Genomic DNA, 16,622 nt, shown 5'->3' with positions numbered 1-16,622 from the left:
TGGTTGAGGAGGCAAATCTCGTTTTGGACAATCAAAATAGCGTGGGCGTCGTGGTGGTTTCCGCGGGCAAGGGTTCAAGAATGGGGACCCGCGAAAGCAAGCAGTACCTGCTAATGGACGACAAGCCCATCGTGATCCATACATTGGAGGTCTTCGACCGGATGCCGCTGGTTCGGGAAATCGTCCTGGTGACCGGAGCGGAAGACATCGAACGATGCGCCGGGTGGATTGACCGGTACGGGCTTCGCAAAGTGGCGAAAATCGTGCCGGGCGGCAAGGAAAGACAGCAGTCCGTATATAAAGGCTTGTTAGAGATCAGCACGGAATGGGTAATGGTTCATGACGGCGTCAGACCGTTTGTCGAACCGGAAAGAATCGAGGCATGCCATCAAAAAGCCCTGCTCACCGGGGCGGCGGTGCTGGCGGTTCCCGTGAAGGATACCATCAAGTGGGTGAGCGGTTCGGGAATGATCGAAGGAACCCCCGACCGCCGAAGTCTGTGGGCGATCCATACCCCACAGGCTTTTCGTCTTTCCGATTTGAAAAAAGCGCATGAGCTGGCCGAGGCCGACGGCTTCGTCGGCACGGACGATTCCATGCTCGTGGAACGAATGGGCATTCCCGTTGCGGTCGTCGAAGGCAGTTACACCAACATCAAAATCACGACGCCGGAAGATCTGGAGTATGCCGCATTCATGTTAAAACGCAGGGGAGAGAAGAGTAGATGATACGAGTAGGACAAGGATTTGACGTGCATCAGCTGGTGGAAGGCAGGCCGTGCATCATCGGGGGCGTCACCGTTCCTTACGAAAAAGGCTTGCTTGGCCATTCCGACGCGGACGTGCTTTTGCACGCGGTGACCGATGCGATTCTCGGCGCGCTGGGGCTTGGCGATATCGGCAAGCATTTTCCCGATACCGATCCGAAATTCAAGGACGCAGATAGTTTGAAGCTGCTGCTGCATGTATGGGAGATGGCCAAGGAGCGGGGATACCGCCTGGGGAACATCGACTCCACCATCATCGCGCAGAAGCCGAAAATGGCGCCGTACATCCCGCAGATGGCCGAGGTGATCGCCCGCGCCCTTGATGCGGACCTGGAACAGGTGAACGTCAAGGCGACGACGACTGAACAGCTCGGCTTCACCGGCAGAGGCGAAGGAATCGCGGCGCAATCGGTTGTCTGCCTTGTCAAAGATGTGCTATCATCTTGAAGGATTTGAGCGGTAGAAACGTAAGTAAACACAATGCGGAGGGGTATGACCATGACTGATAAAGTTCGCGTACGGTACGCACCGAGTCCTACGGGACATTTACATATCGGAAACGCCAGAACGGCGCTGTTCAACTATTTGTATGCCCGCAATCAGGGCGGGGACTTCGTGATCCGGATCGAGGATACCGACGTCAAGCGCAACATCGCCGGGGGCGAAGAAAGCCAACTGAAATATTTGAAATGGCTCGGCCTCGATTGGGACGAAAGCATCGATATCGGCGGGGAGTACGGACCTTACCGTCAGACCGAACGTCTCGACATTTACAACAAATACACGCAGGAGCTGCTGGACAGAGGGCTTGCTTATTACTGCTACTGCACGGAAGAAGAGCTTGAAAAGGAACGGGAAGAGCAGCTTGCGCGCGGCGAAACCCCGCGTTATTCCGGCAAGCACCGCAATCTGACCGAAGAGCAGCGCAAGGCGTACGAAGCGGAAGGGCGCGTGGCAAGCATCCGTTTCCGCGTTCCCGAAAACAAAACGTATACGTTCGACGATATGGTCAAAGGAACGATTTCGTTTAATACCCAGGATACCGGCGACTTCGTCATCGTCAAAAAAGACGGCATTCCGACATACAACTACGCGGTCGTCATCGACGATCACCTGATGCAAATCAGCCACGTGCTGCGCGGGGAAGACCATATTTCCAACACGCCGCGGCAGCTGATGATTTATGAAGCGCTCGGCTGGGAGCCGCCGCGTTTCGGCCATATGACGCTGATCGTGAACGAAAACCACAAAAAGCTCAGCAAACGGGATGAATCGATCATCCAGTTCATCGAGCAATACGACCAGCTCGGATATTTGCCCGAAGCGCTCGTCAACTTCATCGCCCTGCTCGGCTGGTCGCCCGAAGGGGAAGAGGAGATCTACAGCCTGGAGGAATTGATCAAAATCTTCAATCCGGACCGTCTGTCGAAAAGCCCGGCGGTGTTTGACCAGAACAAGCTGGCGCACCTGAACAACGCATACATTAAAAAAGCCGACCCGGAACGTATCGCCAAGCTTGCGATTCCGCATTTGCAAAAAGCGGGCCGCCTTCCTGCCGAGCTTTCCGCCGAACAGGAAGCGTGGGCGAAAAAACTGGTTGCCCTGTACCAAGAGCAAATGGTCGCCGCTTCGGACATCGTCGAATTATCGGCCATGTTTTTCCGGACCCATCTGGAAGTGGACGCCGAAGCCCTGCCGATTTTGGGCGAGGAGCATGTGCCGGCCGTGCTGAAAGCCTTGCTTGAAAAAATCGAAGCTTCCGCCGAATATTCGGCGCCGCAGATCGCGGCCATGATCAAAGAGGTGCAAAAGGAAACGGGCTTTAAAGGCAAACAGCTCTTTATGCCGATCCGCGTGGCGCTGACGGGCCAGATGCACGGGCGCGACCTGAACGAAACGATCTATTTGCTCGGCAAGGACCGGGTCATCGAACGGCTGAGATCGCAGATCAAGGGAGCTTGACCGGGAAGGCTGCGCCCAAATCCCGAAAACTTTCTTGTCAGCCCGATGTATTTTCGGATATAATAACTACCAAAATAAGATCTATAGAGCCTGTCTATAAGAACAGGCCGGATATTATAGACGAAGTGATCGAAAGAGCGATGAGCAGGAGAAGTACGCTTTAGCCTCAGGCATTTACCAGAGAGGATAACCTCATGGAGAATTTGCTTTCCATGCTGGCTGGAAGTTATCCATATGCCGGCTGCGGAAATGCGCCTGTGAGCTGCATGGATGAGCGGTTCCGTCCGGAGCCGTTAGACTATGCCGGAAGGTCCCCCGTTATCAGGGCAATCGAGTGGAATCCAGCCGTGCGCATCAGAAAGAACGACGCGCCGATCAGGCCGGATTCAAGCAGAGTGGAACCGCGTATCATAACGCCTCTGCAGCGTAAGCTGCCGAGGCGTTTTTTGGTTTTCAGGCGAGCCGCCGGACGGCGGCAGCCTGCGCTTATGGGAGCGAAGGAAGAGAAGAGCACAAAGAGGGGAACGGACATGTTTAAAAGAATCAGATCGGACATCCAGACGGTATTTGAAAACGATCCGGCCGCCAGAAGCCTGTTCGAAGTGGTATTCACCTACTCGGGATTGCACGCCATCTGGGCTCACCGGATCGCGCACAAGCTGTACACCCGCCGATGGTTCACCCTTGCCCGCGTCATTTCGCAGTTCAGCCGTTTCATGACGGGAATCGAAATCCACCCCGGCGCGAAAATCGGCAACAGGCTCTTTATCGACCACGGCATGGGCGTCGTGATTGGGGAAACCTGCGAGATCGGCGACGACGTCGTCATTTACCAGGGCGTAACGCTTGGCGGTACGGGGAAGGAAAAAGGCAAACGCCATCCGACGATCGGCAACAACGTCGTCATCGCTTCCGGCGCAAAGGTTCTGGGTTCTTTTAAGGTGGGCGACCAAAGCAACATTGGAGCCAACTCCGTCGTGCTCAAGGAAGTACCGCCGAACAGTACGGTCGTCGGCATTCCGGGCCGGATCGTGAAGCAGGACGGCCGCCGCGTCGACCGGCTCAGCCACCAGCTGCCCGACCCGATCGTCGATTCGCTTCGCAGCATGCAGCAGGAGATCGACCGGCTTCGCAGCGAACTGGAAAACCTGAAAGGCGAACGCGGCGAGCTGGTCCGAATCCATGCCGCGCGGGAACCGGAGCAGGGGGAATAAAGCCCGTTCCGGACAAGGGCGTTGCACGCGGGAAGCGAAGCCGGCGCCGATGATTCGCCTGAATCGCGATTGGATAAGAAAGATAAGAAAAACCGAGGATTTTGGCTGAAAATCCCGAACGAAAGGAAAAGTGACTATGGCGCTTCAAATATATAATACGTTGACACGCTCCAAAGAAGAGTTTGTACCGATGGAACCGGGAAAGGTAAAAATGTATGTGTGCGGGCCGACCGTGTATGACTACATTCATATCGGCAACGCCCGTCCCATGATCTTTTTCGATGTGGTCCGCACGTACCTGGAGCAAATCGGCAACGAGGTCAATTACGTCGTCAACTTCACGGACGTGGACGACAAGCTGATCCGGAAGGCAGAGCAAATGGGCAGCACCGTGCCGGAGGTTGCCGATACGTTCATCAAGGCTTATTACGAGGATCTGGAAGGACTGGGCATCGAAAAAGCAACGGTCAATCCGCGAGTCACCGAGAACATGGACAATATCATCGCTTTCATTCGGGAGCTGGAGGAGAAAGGCTTCGCATACGAAAAAGGCGGCGACGTCTTCTACCGTACGAACAAATTCCCGGATTACGGCAAGCTGTCGCACCAAAAGCTGGATGAACTCCAGTTCGGGATCCGGATCAACGTCGACGAGCGAAAGGAAAATCCGGAGGATTTCGTGCTTTGGAAAGCGGCGAAACCCGGCGAAATTTATTGGTCCAGCCCGTGGGGAGACGGACGTCCGGGTTGGCATATCGAATGCTCGGCCATGGCCCGCCGTTATTTGGGGGACACGATCGACATCCACGGGGGCGGGCAGGATTTGCAGTTCCCGCACCATGAATGCGAAGTGGCCCAATCCGAAGCGCTGACGGGCGAGCCGTTGGCGCGCTACTGGATGCATAACGGCTACATCAAAATCAACAACGAAAAAATGTCGAAATCGCTCGGCAACGGCATACTCGTCAAAGATTTGCGCAAGGAATTCAAAAAAGAAGCGATCCGCTATTTCATGCTTTCGACGCATTACCGCAACCCGCTGAACTTCAACGCCGAAACGATGAATCAGGCGACGAACAGCGTGGAGCGCATCGCGAACGCCGTCTCCAACCTGAAGCACCGCCTGGAAACGGTGACGCCCGACGGGCATGGAGCGGTCCGCGAGGAGCTGAAGCAGAAGCTGGACGGCATTTTGAGTCAGTATTACGAGAAAATGAACGACGACTTCAACACGCCGGATGCGATTACCTCGGTTTTCGAATGGGTCAACGAAACGAATTCGCTGCTGCAGCAGCCTGTCGTCAATCCGGAAGAGCTGAAGCTGATGCTGTCCGCCTTCGAACAACTGAACGCCGTGCTTCGCCTGTATGGCGGGGAAGACGCCGTGCTTTTGGATGAAGAAGTCGAACAACTGATCGTGGAGCGCGCGCAGGCCCGCAAGGATAAAAACTGGAGCCGTGCCGACGAAATCCGCGACCAGCTGGCGGCGCAGGGGATCGTGCTGGAGGATACGGCGCAAGGCATGCGCTGGCGGCGCAAATGAGCGGCCGGGACAATGCAGGGCTGCCGCCGGAAGCGGGGGATGAATGGAACGGCTGGTTCGAATACCCGCCTTCCAGGCAGCCTCGGCTGATTCCCCCGATCGTGCTTGCGTACATCGGGGATGCCATTTATGAAGTGGCGGTCAGGCAGTACCTGATTTCCAAACGGAACCTGAAGCCGAACCAGCTTCACCACCAAGCGACCGGCATCGTATCCGCGAAAGCGCAAAGCCGGATTCTGGCGGCGCTCGAGCCCGTCTTGACCGACGAGGAGAAGGACGTCGTCAGGCAAGGGCGCAACGCCAAATCCGGCAGCATTCCGAAAAACGCGAACGTGCTCGAATATCGTCATGCCACGGCGTTCGAGAGTTTGATCGGGTATTTGTATTACGCGCAGCGGCACGACCGGATGCGGGAGCTCATCGGCATGGGAATCGATTACATGCTGCAGCAGAGTCATATCAAATAAAGCTAGTGGAGGATATCATGGAGGAAGAAATTATCGGCGGGAAGCATTCGGTCATCGAAGCGCTGAAATCCGGCCGCACGATCAATAAAATCTGGGTTGCCGAAAATGCGCAAAAGCATTTGACGCAGCCGATCGTCGTCGAGGCGAAAAAACTCGGCGTCGTCATCCAGCACGTAGACAAGCGCAAGCTCGACCAGCTGGCGCCGGGCGTTCAGCATCAAGGCGTCGTGGCTCAGGCCGCCCCTTACGCTTACGCCGAAGTGGAGGACATCTTGCAGGCTGCCGAACAGAAAGGGGAGCCGCCGTTCATTTTGCTTTTGGACGAAATCGAGGATCCGCATAACCTGGGGTCGATCCTTCGTACGGCGGATTGCACCGGCGTGCACGGCGTCATCGTTCCGAAGCGCCGTTCGGCGCAGGTGACCGCCACCGTGTCCAAAACTTCGGCCGGCGCGGCCGAATACGTGCCGGTAGCCAGAGTCACCAACCTGGGGCAAACGATCGATTCTTTGAAGGAAAAAGGGATCTGGGTCGTAGGTACCGATGTGTCGGCCGCTGCGGGGATCTACGAAACGAATGTTTTCGACGGGCCCGTAGCCATCGTCATCGGCAACGAAGGCAAAGGCATGGGGCGGCTGATCCGGGAAAAATGCGACGTTCTGGTCAAGCTGCCGATGAACGGGCGGATCAACTCGCTGAACGCCTCCGTGGCCGCCGGCGTGGTCATGTACGAAGTATTGCGGCGCCGCACCCAAGGTTAGATCGGGATGGCGGATTTGCGGGACGTGCTCCTGGTGGACGGCTACAATATGATCGGTGCTTGGCCGTCTCTTGCGAAGCTGTCGCAAATCAGCATGCAGGAGGCGCGCGACAATCTGCTAAGCAAACTGGCCGATTACCAGGCTTTTACCGGCCGGAAGGTGATCGCCGTCTTTGATGCGTATCGGGTGCCGGGGCTTGGCAAAGCCTTTTCCCAAAGCAAAGTTCAGGTTTACTTCACGAAAGAGAAGGAAACTGCCGATGAATGCATAGAGCGGCTGGTCGGGGAACTCAGCCTCCGCAGCCGCAAAATCTATGTGGCCACCAGCGACTTCATCGAGCAGCATGTCATCTTCGCTCGCGGCGCGCTGCGGCTTTCCGCCCGCGAACTGCTTATCGAAGTGGAAAACTGCGAAAAGGCGATTCAGCAACGGATTCAGCGCGAGCATGCGCCGAAGACGAGAAATACGCTGGACGGCAAGCTGAAGCCGGAGCTTAGGGAGTTATTCGAGAAATGGCGCAGGGAATGACAGAAATTGGAACCAGTTACAAATTTGCATCTCTTGACAATTTTGTTAGCGGTGTTCTTTTTTAGGTAATACGTGGTTGACGGTGTCAACTGCCATCATTTATACTGTTCGTATATTTCACAGAGTAACGGGTACCTTGCGTTGCAGCCGGGGGGATTCTTGGTGAGTGTAGACCTCAAAGAATTAACGTTGTCGGATTACGAGTACAAGTCGGATGAGGACGTCGTCGAATATTTTCGTGAAGGCGATAGCGAAGCGCTCGAGTTTTTGATTAACAAGTACCGGAATTTCGTGCGCGCCAAAGCCAGGTCTTACTTTCTGATCGGCGCCGACCGGGAGGATATCATTCAGGAAGGCATGATCGGATTATACAAATCGATCCGTGATTTTCGGGTGGACAAGCAGTCTTCGTTCAAGGCTTTCGCCGAGCTCTGCATCACGCGGCAGATTATTACGGCGATCAAGACGGCGACGAGACAGAAGCATATTCCACTGAATTCTTATGTCTCTTTGGACAAGCCGATTTACGATGAAGATTCCGACCGGACGCTCCTGGACGTCATTTGCGGTTCGCAGGTGTCGGACCCGGAGGAATTGATCATCAACCAGGAAGAGTTCGTGGGTCTGGAGGACAAGATGTCCGAGATTTTAAGCGACCTGGAACGCAAAGTGCTGATGCTGTATTTGGACGGCCGTTCCTATCAGGAGATTGCGGTCGACCTCAAGCGGCATGTGAAATCGATTGACAACGCCTTGCAGCGTGTCAAACGCAAATTGGAACGTTATTTGGAAGTTCGCGACAATTAGACGCTCGGTAACGAAAAGGCTCTTAACGGAGTCTTTTTTTCACAATTGGACATGACAAGGTTTAAGCGCCACAGGAATGAATCATAATGGTAAATGAATGCAGGCGGCTTTCAGTAGAGGAAAAAGGCTTGAAAACACTAGGGATGTAGCGATCCCGGCATGCCGGAAACAGGGCTATTCTTTCGTTGACACGGTTTAACCCTTATGATAAAGTGTTTTAGGTAGGCCTAAATTCGCGTGTTTTAATGGATGAGCAGGCAAAGACCGCAAGGTTTTTGTTTCTTATTCATTTCGCAAGAACGGTTTTTTCTTTTCAGCAATGAAGGGCTTGGGCTGTTCTGCTAGGGAAATATAGAGCCTTCTGAAAAGAAGGACGTCTTCGGGAGGTGCACAGCATGCGGGTAATTATCACTTTGGCTTGTACGAACTGCAAACAAAGAAACTACACAACTACCAAAAACAAGCGAAATCACCCCGACCGCATGGAGATGAAGAAATTTTGCAAGTTCTGTAACGAGCAAACTCCTCATCGCGAAACCAGATAGTTTTTTGGAGGTGTAGTCGGCGTGAAAAGTAGTTTCAAGTCTCTGTTTTCCTTTTTCTCTGAAAGCTGGGCGGAGCTCAAAAAAGTTCGCTGGCCTAATCGTAAAGAGCTGACGAATTATACTCTGATCGTCCTCGGCACCATTGTATTCGTCACGATTTATTTTTGGGTTCTGGATATCGGCATTTCCGCTGTGATCGAAGCGATTATTTAAGAAGGGTCCCGGGTGGCTTGATATGGAAACTATGGAAAAAAGATGGTACGTTGTTCATACCTATTCCGGGTATGAGAACAAGGTCAAGGCCAATTTGGAGAAACGCGTCGAGTCCATGGGCATGGAGGACAAGATATTCCGCGTTCTTGTTCCGATGGAAGAAGAAGTGGTAAACAAGGACGGCAAGAAAAAAACCGTCATGAGAAAAGTTTACCCGGGGTATGTCTTGGTTGAAATGATCCAAACCGACGACTCCTGGTATGTTGTCCGCAACACGCCGGGGGTGACGGGCTTCGTTGGTTCGACGGGGTCGGGTTCCAAACCTACGCCTTTGCTTCCGGAAGAAGTAGATCAAATCCTGAAGCATATGGGCATGGAAGAACCTAAACCAAAAATCGAATTCGACATTAAGGAATCCGTACGGATCAAGGTTGGTCCATTTGCGAATTTTGTGGGCTCTGTAGAGGAAATTCTCGCCGACAAGAGCAAACTCAAAGTTCACGTCAACATGTTTGGACGGGAAACCCCGCTTGAGCTGGATTATACTCAGGTGGAGAAAATATAAATATTTTCTTCAGGTTTCTTGTGGGAGGGGCGCAAACGTCCCGTTAACCACTTTTGAAGGAGGTGTCTTACATGGCAAAAAAGGTAATCAAAATGGTAAAACTGCAAATTCCTGCAGGTAAAGCGAATCCGGCTCCGCCAGTAGGTCCTGCATTGGGTCAAGCAGGTGTCAACATCATGGCATTCTGTAAAGAATTCAACGCTCGTACCGCTGACCAGGCTGGTCTGATCATTCCGGTTGAAATCTCGGTATTTGAAGACCGTTCCTTTACGTTTATCACGAAAACTCCACCGGCTGCAGTTCTGCTTCGCGTAGCTGCAAAAATCGAGAAAGGTTCCGGCGAACCTAACAAGAAAAAGGTGGCAACGGTTAAACGCGACAAGGTCCGTGAAATCGCTGAAACAAAAATGCCTGACCTGAACGCTGCTTCCGTCGAAGCTGCTATGCGTATGGTTGAAGGTACTGCCCGCAGCATGGGTATCACGATCGAAGACTAATTTTATTTTCGGTTTTTCTGCGACAACCGGTCGATTGGGACCGGCATATGTGGGAGGAATTTCCGTTAAAACCACAAAGGAGGAACAAACATGGCGAAACATGGTAAGAAATATGTTGAAGCTGCCAAGCTGATTGACAGCGAAGCATTTTACGAGCCAGCAGAAGCCGTTGAGCTTGTGAAAAAGGCTGCGACTGCCAAATTCGACGAAACCGTTGAAGTTGCAGTTCGTTTGGGCGTAGACCCACGTAAACAAGACCAAGCCGTTCGCGGCGTCGTTGTCCTGCCTCACGGCACGGGTAAAACGCAACGCGTATTGGTATTTGCGAAAGGTGACAAAGCGAAAGAAGCGGAAGCGGCTGGCGCGGATTATGTTGGCGATCAGGACATGATCAACAAAATCCAACAAGGCTGGTTCGAATTCGACGTCTGCGTAGCTACACCTGACATGATGAGCGAAGTCGGTAAACTGGGTCGTCTGCTCGGCGGTAAAGGCCTCATGCCTAACCCTAAAGCAGGCACGGTTACATTCGATGTTGCCAAAGCGGTTCAAGAGATCAAAGCGGGTAAAATCGAATACCGTCTGGATAAAGCAGGTCAAATTCACGCTCCGATCGGTAAAGTATCCTTTGATGCGGCGAAACTGAATGAGAACCTCAAAGCTCTCATCGACGCCCTCAACCGTGCTAAACCGGCAGCTGCGAAAGGCGTTTATCTGAAAGGGATCGCAGTATCCTCGACGATGGGCCCAAGCGCTCGCGTGAACACAGCTTCTTTCAGATAAGAAATTAACGTTGACTTCCGTCGCGTTATCTGATAATCTGTAAAAGTTGTTGTGAAAGAACTGACCATTAAAGTTGAATATGCTTACCGTAGACAGTAGGTGCCCCGCAAAGGCTTAATTTCCTACCGAGGTGTTGTGATAGAATGAGGATGGTTGCTCCTGACGTTCGTGTGGACAATCATCATTTATCAGGCCTTCGTGATTCTACGGAGGCTTTTTACATGCCTAGAATCATTAGGAACGGGAAGCAAGTCAGACTTTTCATCCAAACGATAGCAGTACATGTTCCGGCCGTTTAGGTACCGGACAGCGAAACTTTCAGGAGGTGTGAACATTGGCAAACGCAAAAGTGATTCAAGCGAAACAAGAAGCAGTGGAAGCAATCACGGCTAAGCTGCGCGAAAGCGCATCTACCGTTGTTGCCGACTACCGTGGATTGAACGTTGCCCAAGTGACCGAACTGCGTAAGCAGCTTCGCGAAGCCGGCATCGAATTCCAGGTTCTGAAAAACTCATTGCTGCGTCGCGCTACCGCTGCTGCCGAGCTGACAGAACTGGACGAAGTATTGACCGGTCCTACAGCGATTGCATTCAGTGGTGAAGATGCCGTAGCCCCAGCGAAAATCCTTAACGATTTTGCTAAGAAAAACGATGCATTGAAATTGAAAGGTGGCGTGGTCGAAGGTCGTGTCGTCGGCGTTGACCAAGTCAAAGCGCTGGCAGAACTGCCATCCCGCGAAGGTCTCCTTTCCATGCTCCTCAGCGTGCTTCAAGCTCCTGTGCGCAACTTCGCGCTTGCAGTTAAAGCCGTTGCAGAGAAAGAAGAACAAGGCGCGTAAGCACCTGTTCCTCGATGCAGTATTGAAAGACAAACACAAAAACTTTAATTATAAAATGGAGGTTTAACCATGAGTAAAGAGCAAATCTTGGAAGCAATCAAAGGCATGACTGTATTGGAACTGAACGATCTGGTTAAAGCAATCGAAGAAGAATTCGGCGTAACTGCTGCAGCTCCAGTTGCTGTAGTAGGCGGCGCTGCTGGCGCTTCCGAAGCTGCTGAGCAAACTGAATTCGACGTAATTCTGGCTAGCGCTGGCGCTTCCAAAATCAACGTTATCAAAGCGGTTCGCGAAATCACTGGCCTCGGCTTGAAAGAAGCTAAAGACCTGGTTGACAACGCACCAAAACCACTCAAAGAAAAAGTGGGTAAAGAAGAAGCTGATTCCATCAAAGCTAAATTGGAAGAAGCAGGCGCTACTGTAGAAGTGAAGTAATTCCTTCTTACGAGTGATTAAACATAACAAACCCCTTGAAAATTCAAGGGGTTTGTTTTTGTAAACGGGATTCCCCGTTTGGGTGGATTGAAATGAAACTGATCGGGACAATCTGTAAAAGGAAGACGAAACGAGACGGAGGGACGGCATGTCACAGCATTATTATTCGAATCAGCCTGAAGCCGGCCATGACCGGCGGGAGCTGGAGGAACGGTTGCGGGGACAGACCTTCAGGTTTATCAGCGACGCGGGCGTATTCTCCAAAAAAGGTATAGACTACGGCAGCAAGGTGCTGATCGAAGCGATGGATATTCCGCAGCATGCCGAAGTTTTGGACGTGGGCTGCGGGTACGGCCCGATCGGTTTTGCGGCCGCCAAACTTGCCGCCAGCGGTCATGTGACCATGCTTGACGTGAACTCCCGTGCAGTCGCCCTGGCGAAGGAAAACGCAAAGCTGAACGGCATTCAAAACGTAACCATTCTGGAGAGCGATTTGTTTGCGGCCGTGCAGGGAAAAACCTTCGATGTCGTGCTGACCAACCCGCCGATCCGTGCCGGCAAAGAAACCGTGCATGCGATTTTCGAACAGGCCTACGCGCACTTGAAAAACGGAGGTTCCTTGTGGATCGTCATTCAGAAAAAGCAGGGAGCGCCTTCGGCGAAAGCCAAGCTGGAGAGCTTGTTTGGACAGGTCGAGGAAGTGACGAAGGATAAAGGGTACCGGATTTTTAAGGCAACAAAAACTTTTCGGTAATTTGCAATAGGACTATTGACTTGAAAATACTGATGTGATATTATTATAAAATGTCAGTATTAGGATAGGCTTCTTGTCTTTAGTTGACTGAAATGTCAATAGTTTTTATGCGGAGAGATGCATAAACAAGAGCATGTTCACGTATAATATGTACATTTTGGGCAAATCTACAGGATATGAAGCCACTTCCGTGTTGAGCTAGGAAGACCATGGATAAGTTGCTCTTTGTTCGAAAGCATTCGGGTAAGGGCTTTTCTTTATTTGTGGATGGAATCCTCTGCATGAATCCATTATAAGGTTCCAAACAGAGGTTCGCAATCAATTTTTGAAGTGAGTAGACATGAGGGGTGAGTTAAAGTTGGCAGGACATCTTGTTCAGTATGGTCGACGCACTCGGCGAAGTTATGCGCGAATTAATGAAGTACTTGAGGTTCCGAACCTGATCGAAATCCAACAAAAATCATACGAATGGTTTTTGGAGGAAGGATTGCGCGAAATGTTCCAGGATATCTCGCCAATTCAGGATTTTACGGGAAATTTGGTGCTGGAGTTCATTGACTACAGCCTTGGTGAACCGAAATACACCGTCGATGACGCGAAGGAACGCGACGTGACGTATGCGGCGCCTTTGCGGGTGAAGGTGCGGCTCATCAACAAAGAAACCGGAGAAGTCAAAGAACAGGAAGTATTCATGGGTGATTTCCCTCTGATGACGGAAACCGGTACGTTTATCATCAATGGCGCAGAACGGGTCATTGTCAGCCAGTTGGTACGCTCTCCTAGCGTCTACTTCAGCACGAAAGTCGATAAAAACGGCAAAAAGACGTACACCGCGACGGTCATTCCGAACCGCGGGGCATGGCTTGAACTGGAGACGGATGCGAAGGACATCATGTATGTCCGCATTGACCGTACCCGTAAAATTCCGGTTACCGTTTTGCTGAGAGCGCTTGGTTTCGGCAGCGACGCCGAAATTTTGGACCTGCTCGGTAACGACGAATATATCCGCAACACGCTTGATAAAGACAACACCGATTCGACGGAAAAAGCGCTCATCGAAATCTATGAACGCCTTCGTCCGGGCGAACCGCCTACGCTGGATAACGCGAAAAGCCTCCTCGTAGCGCGCTTCTTTGATCCGAAAAGATATGATCTGGCCAATGTCGGCCGTTATAAAATCAATAAAAAGCTTCACATCAAAAACCGTCTGTTCAACCAGCGCCTTGCCGAAACGCTGATCGACACCCAAACGGGCGAAATCATCGCGGAAGCCGGCCAAATGGTTGACCGTCGTTTGCTGGACGAGATCATGCCGCATCTGGATACGATGGTGGGCCACAAAACCTATCATGTCTCCAACGGCGTGCTCGACGCCAACGACATTCCGCTGCAAACGATCGACGTATTCTCGCCGATCGAAGACGGCAAAGTGGTCAAGGTGATCGCGAACGGCAACATCGACAAGTCGGTGAAGCACATTACGCCTGCTGATATTATTTCCTCGATCAGCTACTTTATTAATTTGCTGCACGGCATCGGGAACACCGACGACATCGACCATCTGGGCAACCGTCGTCTGCGTTCCGTCGGCGAATTGCTGCAGAACCAGTTCCGTATCGGTTTGTCCCGTATGGAACGCGTGGTCCGCGAAAGAATGTCGATTCAGGATGCCAACGTCATTACGCCGCAGGCGCTGATCAACATCCGTCCGGTCATCGCGTCGATCAAAGAGTTCTTCGGAAGCTCCCAGCTTTCGCAGTTCATGGACCAAACGAACCCGCTGGCGGAACTGACGCATAAACGTCGTCTGTCCGCGCTCGGACCGGGCGGTTTGACGCGTGAACGCGCAGGCTTCGAAGTCCGCGACGTTCACCACAGTCACTACGGCCGGATGTGTCCGATCGAAACGCCGGAAGGTCCGAACATCGGTCTGATCAACTCCTTGTCCACGTTCGCCCGCATCAACGAGTACGGCTTCATCGAAGCTCCTTACCGTTGGGTCGATCCGAAGACGGGCGTCGTTACCGATCATATCGACTACCTGACGGCCGATGAGGAAGACAACTACGTCGTCGCCCAGGCGAACGCGAAGCTGAATGAAGACGGAACGTTTGCGGAAGATATGGTTATCGTCCGTTACAACAAACAGTCCGACAACATTTTGCCGATGCCGAGCGATCGGGTAGACTACATGGACGTTTCGCCTAAACAGGTCGTATCCGTCGCGACGGCGCTCATTCCGTTCCTCGAGAACGACGACTCCAACCGCGCGCTGATGGGATCGAACATGCAGCGGCAGGCGGTGCCTCTGCTCGTGCCTAAAGCTCCGCTGGTCGGAACCGGCATGGAGCATAAGGCTGCGAAGGACTCGGGCGTATGTATCGTTTCCAAGCACGACGGCATCGTGGAGCGCTCCAGCGCCGACGAGATCTGGGTGCGCCGGATCGAAAACGTGGACGGAAAAGAAGTCAAAGGCGACATCGTTAAACATAAATTGCACAAATTCATGCGTTCCAACCAAGGAACGTGCATCAACCAGCGTCCGATCGTCAAAAAAGGCGACATCGTCAAAAAAGGCGATATCCTGGCCGACGGACCTTCCACGGAGATGGGCGAACTTGCCCTCGGCCGCAACGTCGTCGTTGCGTTCATGACGTGGGAAGGTTACAACTACGAGGATGCCATCTTGCTGAGCGAAAAGCTGGTTAAAGAGGACGTGTACACTTCGATCCACATCGAAGAGTACGAATCCGAAGCGCGCGATACCAAACTCGGACCTGAGGAAATCACCCGCGATATTCCTAACGTAGGTGAAGATGCGCTTAAGAACCTCGACGAGCGCGGCATCATCCGCATCGGTGCGGAAATCAGCGCCGGCGACATCCTGGTCGGCAAAGTAACGCCGAAAGGCGTAACGGAACTGACGGCGGAAGAGCGTCTCCTGCACGCGATTTTCGGCGAAAAAGCCCGCGAAGTGCGTGACACCTCACTGCGCGTACCGCATGGCAGCGACGGCATTATCGTCGACGTCAAAGTGTTTACCCGCGAGAACGGCGACGAGCTGCCTCCAGGCGTAAACCAGCTGGTTCGCGTGTACATCGCCCAGAAGCGTAAAATCTCCGAGGGCGACAAAATGGCCGGACGTCACGGCAACAAAGGGGTCGTGGCCCGCATTCTTCCGGAAGAAGATATGCCGTTCCTGCCGGACGGCACGCCTGTACAGGTCGTGCTGAACCCGCTCGGCGTACCTTCGCGGATGAACATCGGGCAGGTGCTCGAAGTCCATCTGGGCTTCGCGGCCATGCAGCTCGGCATTCACGTGGCAACGCCGGTATTCGACGGAGCCAACGAATACGACGTATTCGATACGATGGAAGAAGCAGGCATGCAGCGCAACGGTAAGACCGTGCTGTATGACGGCCGTACCGGCGAGCGTTTCGAACGCGAAGTGACCGTCGGCGTCATGCACATGATCAAACTCGCGCACATGGTTGACGATAAAATCCATGCCCGTTCCACGGGTCCTTACTCCCTCGTTACGCAGCAGCCTCTGGGCGGTAAAGCCCAGTTCGGCGGTCAGCGCTTCGGGGAGATGGAAGTGTGGGCGCTCGAAGCCTACGGCGCGGCGTACACGCTCCAGGAAATCCTCACCGTCAAATCCGACGACGTGGTTGGCCGGGTGAAGACGTACGAATCCATCGTCAAGGGCGAAAACGTTCCGGAACCTGGCGTTCCGGAGTCGTTCAAAGTCTTGATCAAAGAGCTTCAGTCTCTCGGCATGGACGTAAAAATCCTGAGCGGCGACGAGCAGGAAATCGAGATGAAAGAGCTCGATGACGACGATGATACTGCAGGCGATAAACTGAGCCTCAATTTGGAAGGCGCGGAAGTCGGAGTGGAATAAGTTCGCGGATGGACGGCGGACGGGGTTAACCCGTCTGCCT

At 52.9% G+C, this 16,622-nt stretch carries 18 protein-coding genes and 1 other annotated feature; all 18 genes read left to right on the top strand.

Annotated elements, in window-relative coordinates; all coding sequences use genetic code 11:
• Window positions 1-23 precede the first annotated feature (23 nt).
• The 18 genes from ispD (at window position 24) to rpoB (ending at window position 16,582) form a co-directional block, all read left to right on the top strand.
• The gene (gene ispD / locus NYE48_RS25105) at window positions 24-728 is read left to right on the top strand and encodes a 2-C-methyl-D-erythritol 4-phosphate cytidylyltransferase (RefSeq protein ID WP_036712517.1); all 705 of its coding nucleotides are present in this window, start codon (window positions 24-26) and stop codon (window positions 726-728) included.
• On the top strand, window positions 725-1,213 hold the full coding sequence (gene ispF / locus NYE48_RS25100) for a 2-C-methyl-D-erythritol 2,4-cyclodiphosphate synthase (RefSeq protein ID WP_036712520.1): 489 nt from the start codon (window positions 725-727) through the stop codon (window positions 1,211-1,213). Before ispD ends, ispF begins: the two co-directional genes overlap by 4 nt.
• A gap of 51 nt (window positions 1,214-1,264) precedes the next feature.
• Window positions 1,265-2,728 (top strand): glutamate--tRNA ligase, encoded by a 1,464-nt coding sequence (gltX, locus tag NYE48_RS25095; protein WP_036712522.1) that lies wholly within the window; start codon window positions 1,265-1,267, stop codon window positions 2,726-2,728.
• 530 nt (window positions 2,729-3,258) lie between these two features.
• The gene (gene cysE, locus NYE48_RS25090; protein WP_036712663.1) at window positions 3,259-3,942 is read left to right on the top strand and encodes a serine O-acetyltransferase; all 684 of its coding nucleotides are present in this window, start codon (window positions 3,259-3,261) and stop codon (window positions 3,940-3,942) included.
• Window positions 3,943-4,078: 136 nt separating this feature from the next.
• On the top strand, window positions 4,079-5,485 hold the full coding sequence (cysS, locus tag NYE48_RS25085; protein ID WP_341000293.1) for a cysteine--tRNA ligase: 1,407 nt from the start codon (window positions 4,079-4,081) through the stop codon (window positions 5,483-5,485).
• On the top strand, window positions 5,482-5,952 hold the full coding sequence (locus NYE48_RS25080; RefSeq protein WP_341000292.1) for a Mini-ribonuclease 3: 471 nt from the start codon (window positions 5,482-5,484) through the stop codon (window positions 5,950-5,952). Before cysS ends, NYE48_RS25080 begins: the two co-directional genes overlap by 4 nt.
• Before the next feature lie 17 nt (window positions 5,953-5,969).
• Window positions 5,970-6,713 carry a 23S rRNA (guanosine(2251)-2'-O)-methyltransferase RlmB gene (rlmB, locus tag NYE48_RS25075; RefSeq protein WP_212952132.1) on the top strand — a complete coding sequence of 248 codons (744 nt, stop codon included), beginning with the start codon at window positions 5,970-5,972 and terminating at the stop codon, window positions 6,711-6,713.
• Between the two features lie 6 nt (window positions 6,714-6,719).
• Window positions 6,720-7,241 carry an NYN domain-containing protein gene (locus NYE48_RS25070; protein ID WP_341000291.1) on the top strand — a complete coding sequence of 174 codons (522 nt, stop codon included), beginning with the start codon at window positions 6,720-6,722 and terminating at the stop codon, window positions 7,239-7,241.
• A 162-nt stretch (window positions 7,242-7,403) separates the two neighbouring features.
• Window positions 7,404-8,048, top strand: coding sequence for an RNA polymerase sporulation sigma factor SigH (gene sigH / locus NYE48_RS25065; protein WP_036712530.1), 645 nt, complete (start codon window positions 7,404-7,406; stop codon window positions 8,046-8,048).
• A 395-nt stretch (window positions 8,049-8,443) separates the two neighbouring features.
• Window positions 8,444-8,593: a 50S ribosomal protein L33 gene (gene rpmG / locus NYE48_RS25060; RefSeq protein ID WP_076176720.1), complete on the top strand. Its 150-nt coding sequence runs from the start codon at window positions 8,444-8,446 to the stop codon at window positions 8,591-8,593.
• A 21-nt stretch (window positions 8,594-8,614) separates the two neighbouring features.
• On the top strand, window positions 8,615-8,806 hold the full coding sequence (gene secE, locus NYE48_RS25055) for a preprotein translocase subunit SecE (RefSeq protein WP_036712533.1): 192 nt from the start codon (window positions 8,615-8,617) through the stop codon (window positions 8,804-8,806).
• 31 nt (window positions 8,807-8,837) lie between these two features.
• Window positions 8,838-9,371 (top strand): transcription termination/antitermination protein NusG, encoded by a 534-nt coding sequence (gene nusG / locus NYE48_RS25050; protein ID WP_036712536.1) that lies wholly within the window; start codon window positions 8,838-8,840, stop codon window positions 9,369-9,371.
• A 71-nt stretch (window positions 9,372-9,442) separates the two neighbouring features.
• Entirely contained in the window at window positions 9,443-9,868 is a 426-nt protein-coding gene (gene rplK / locus NYE48_RS25045) for a 50S ribosomal protein L11 (RefSeq protein ID WP_036712539.1), read from the top strand.
• Window positions 9,869-9,958: 90 nt separating this feature from the next.
• Entirely contained in the window at window positions 9,959-10,651 is a 693-nt protein-coding gene (gene rplA / locus NYE48_RS25040; protein ID WP_160045365.1) for a 50S ribosomal protein L1, read from the top strand.
• Window positions 10,652-10,719: 68 nt separating this feature from the next.
• Window positions 10,720-10,880: a sequence feature (ribosomal protein L10 leader region), on the top strand.
• A gap of 105 nt (window positions 10,881-10,985) precedes the next feature.
• A complete protein-coding gene (gene rplJ / locus NYE48_RS25035; protein WP_212952131.1) occupies window positions 10,986-11,489 on the top strand; it encodes a 50S ribosomal protein L10 in 504 nt (167 codons plus the stop codon).
• A gap of 69 nt (window positions 11,490-11,558) precedes the next feature.
• Window positions 11,559-11,924, top strand: coding sequence for a 50S ribosomal protein L7/L12 (rplL, locus tag NYE48_RS25030; protein WP_036712545.1), 366 nt, complete (start codon window positions 11,559-11,561; stop codon window positions 11,922-11,924).
• 148 nt (window positions 11,925-12,072) lie between these two features.
• Window positions 12,073-12,678, top strand: coding sequence for a class I SAM-dependent methyltransferase (locus NYE48_RS25025; RefSeq protein WP_341000290.1), 606 nt, complete (start codon window positions 12,073-12,075; stop codon window positions 12,676-12,678).
• A 358-nt stretch (window positions 12,679-13,036) separates the two neighbouring features.
• Entirely contained in the window at window positions 13,037-16,582 is a 3,546-nt protein-coding gene (rpoB, locus tag NYE48_RS25020; protein ID WP_212952129.1) for a DNA-directed RNA polymerase subunit beta, read from the top strand.
• Window positions 16,583-16,622 lie beyond the last annotated feature (40 nt).

It is taken from the genome of Paenibacillus sp. FSL M7-1455, assembly GCF_038004655.1.
GTDB classification, from domain to species: Bacteria; Bacillota; Bacilli; order Paenibacillales; family Paenibacillaceae; genus Paenibacillus_AQ; species Paenibacillus_AQ cookii.
The sequence above is the reverse complement of the archived record's forward strand: the minus strand, read 5'-3'. Positions and strand labels throughout refer to the sequence as shown.

Coding starts and splice junctions, on each gene's coding strand:
- cysE (WP_036712663.1), top strand. CDS start 3,259: ATGTTTAAAAGAATCAGATCGGACATCCAGACGGTATTTGAAAACGAT.
- nusG (WP_036712536.1), top strand. CDS start 8,838: ATGGAAAAAAGATGGTACGTTGTTCATACCTATTCCGGGTATGAGAAC.
- rpmG (WP_076176720.1), top strand. CDS start 8,444: ATGCGGGTAATTATCACTTTGGCTTGTACGAACTGCAAACAAAGAAAC.
- rlmB (WP_212952132.1), top strand. CDS start 5,970: ATGGAGGAAGAAATTATCGGCGGGAAGCATTCGGTCATCGAAGCGCTG.
- gltX (WP_036712522.1), top strand. CDS start 1,265: ATGACTGATAAAGTTCGCGTACGGTACGCACCGAGTCCTACGGGACAT.
- cysS (WP_341000293.1), top strand. CDS start 4,079: ATGGCGCTTCAAATATATAATACGTTGACACGCTCCAAAGAAGAGTTT.
- ispF (WP_036712520.1), top strand. CDS start 725: ATGATACGAGTAGGACAAGGATTTGACGTGCATCAGCTGGTGGAAGGC.
- NYE48_RS25025 (WP_341000290.1), top strand. CDS start 12,073: ATGTCACAGCATTATTATTCGAATCAGCCTGAAGCCGGCCATGACCGG.
- rplK (WP_036712539.1), top strand. CDS start 9,443: ATGGCAAAAAAGGTAATCAAAATGGTAAAACTGCAAATTCCTGCAGGT.
- rplL (WP_036712545.1), top strand. CDS start 11,559: ATGAGTAAAGAGCAAATCTTGGAAGCAATCAAAGGCATGACTGTATTG.
- NYE48_RS25070 (WP_341000291.1), top strand. CDS start 6,720: ATGGCGGATTTGCGGGACGTGCTCCTGGTGGACGGCTACAATATGATC.
- NYE48_RS25080 (WP_341000292.1), top strand. CDS start 5,482: ATGAGCGGCCGGGACAATGCAGGGCTGCCGCCGGAAGCGGGGGATGAA.
- rplA (WP_160045365.1), top strand. CDS start 9,959: ATGGCGAAACATGGTAAGAAATATGTTGAAGCTGCCAAGCTGATTGAC.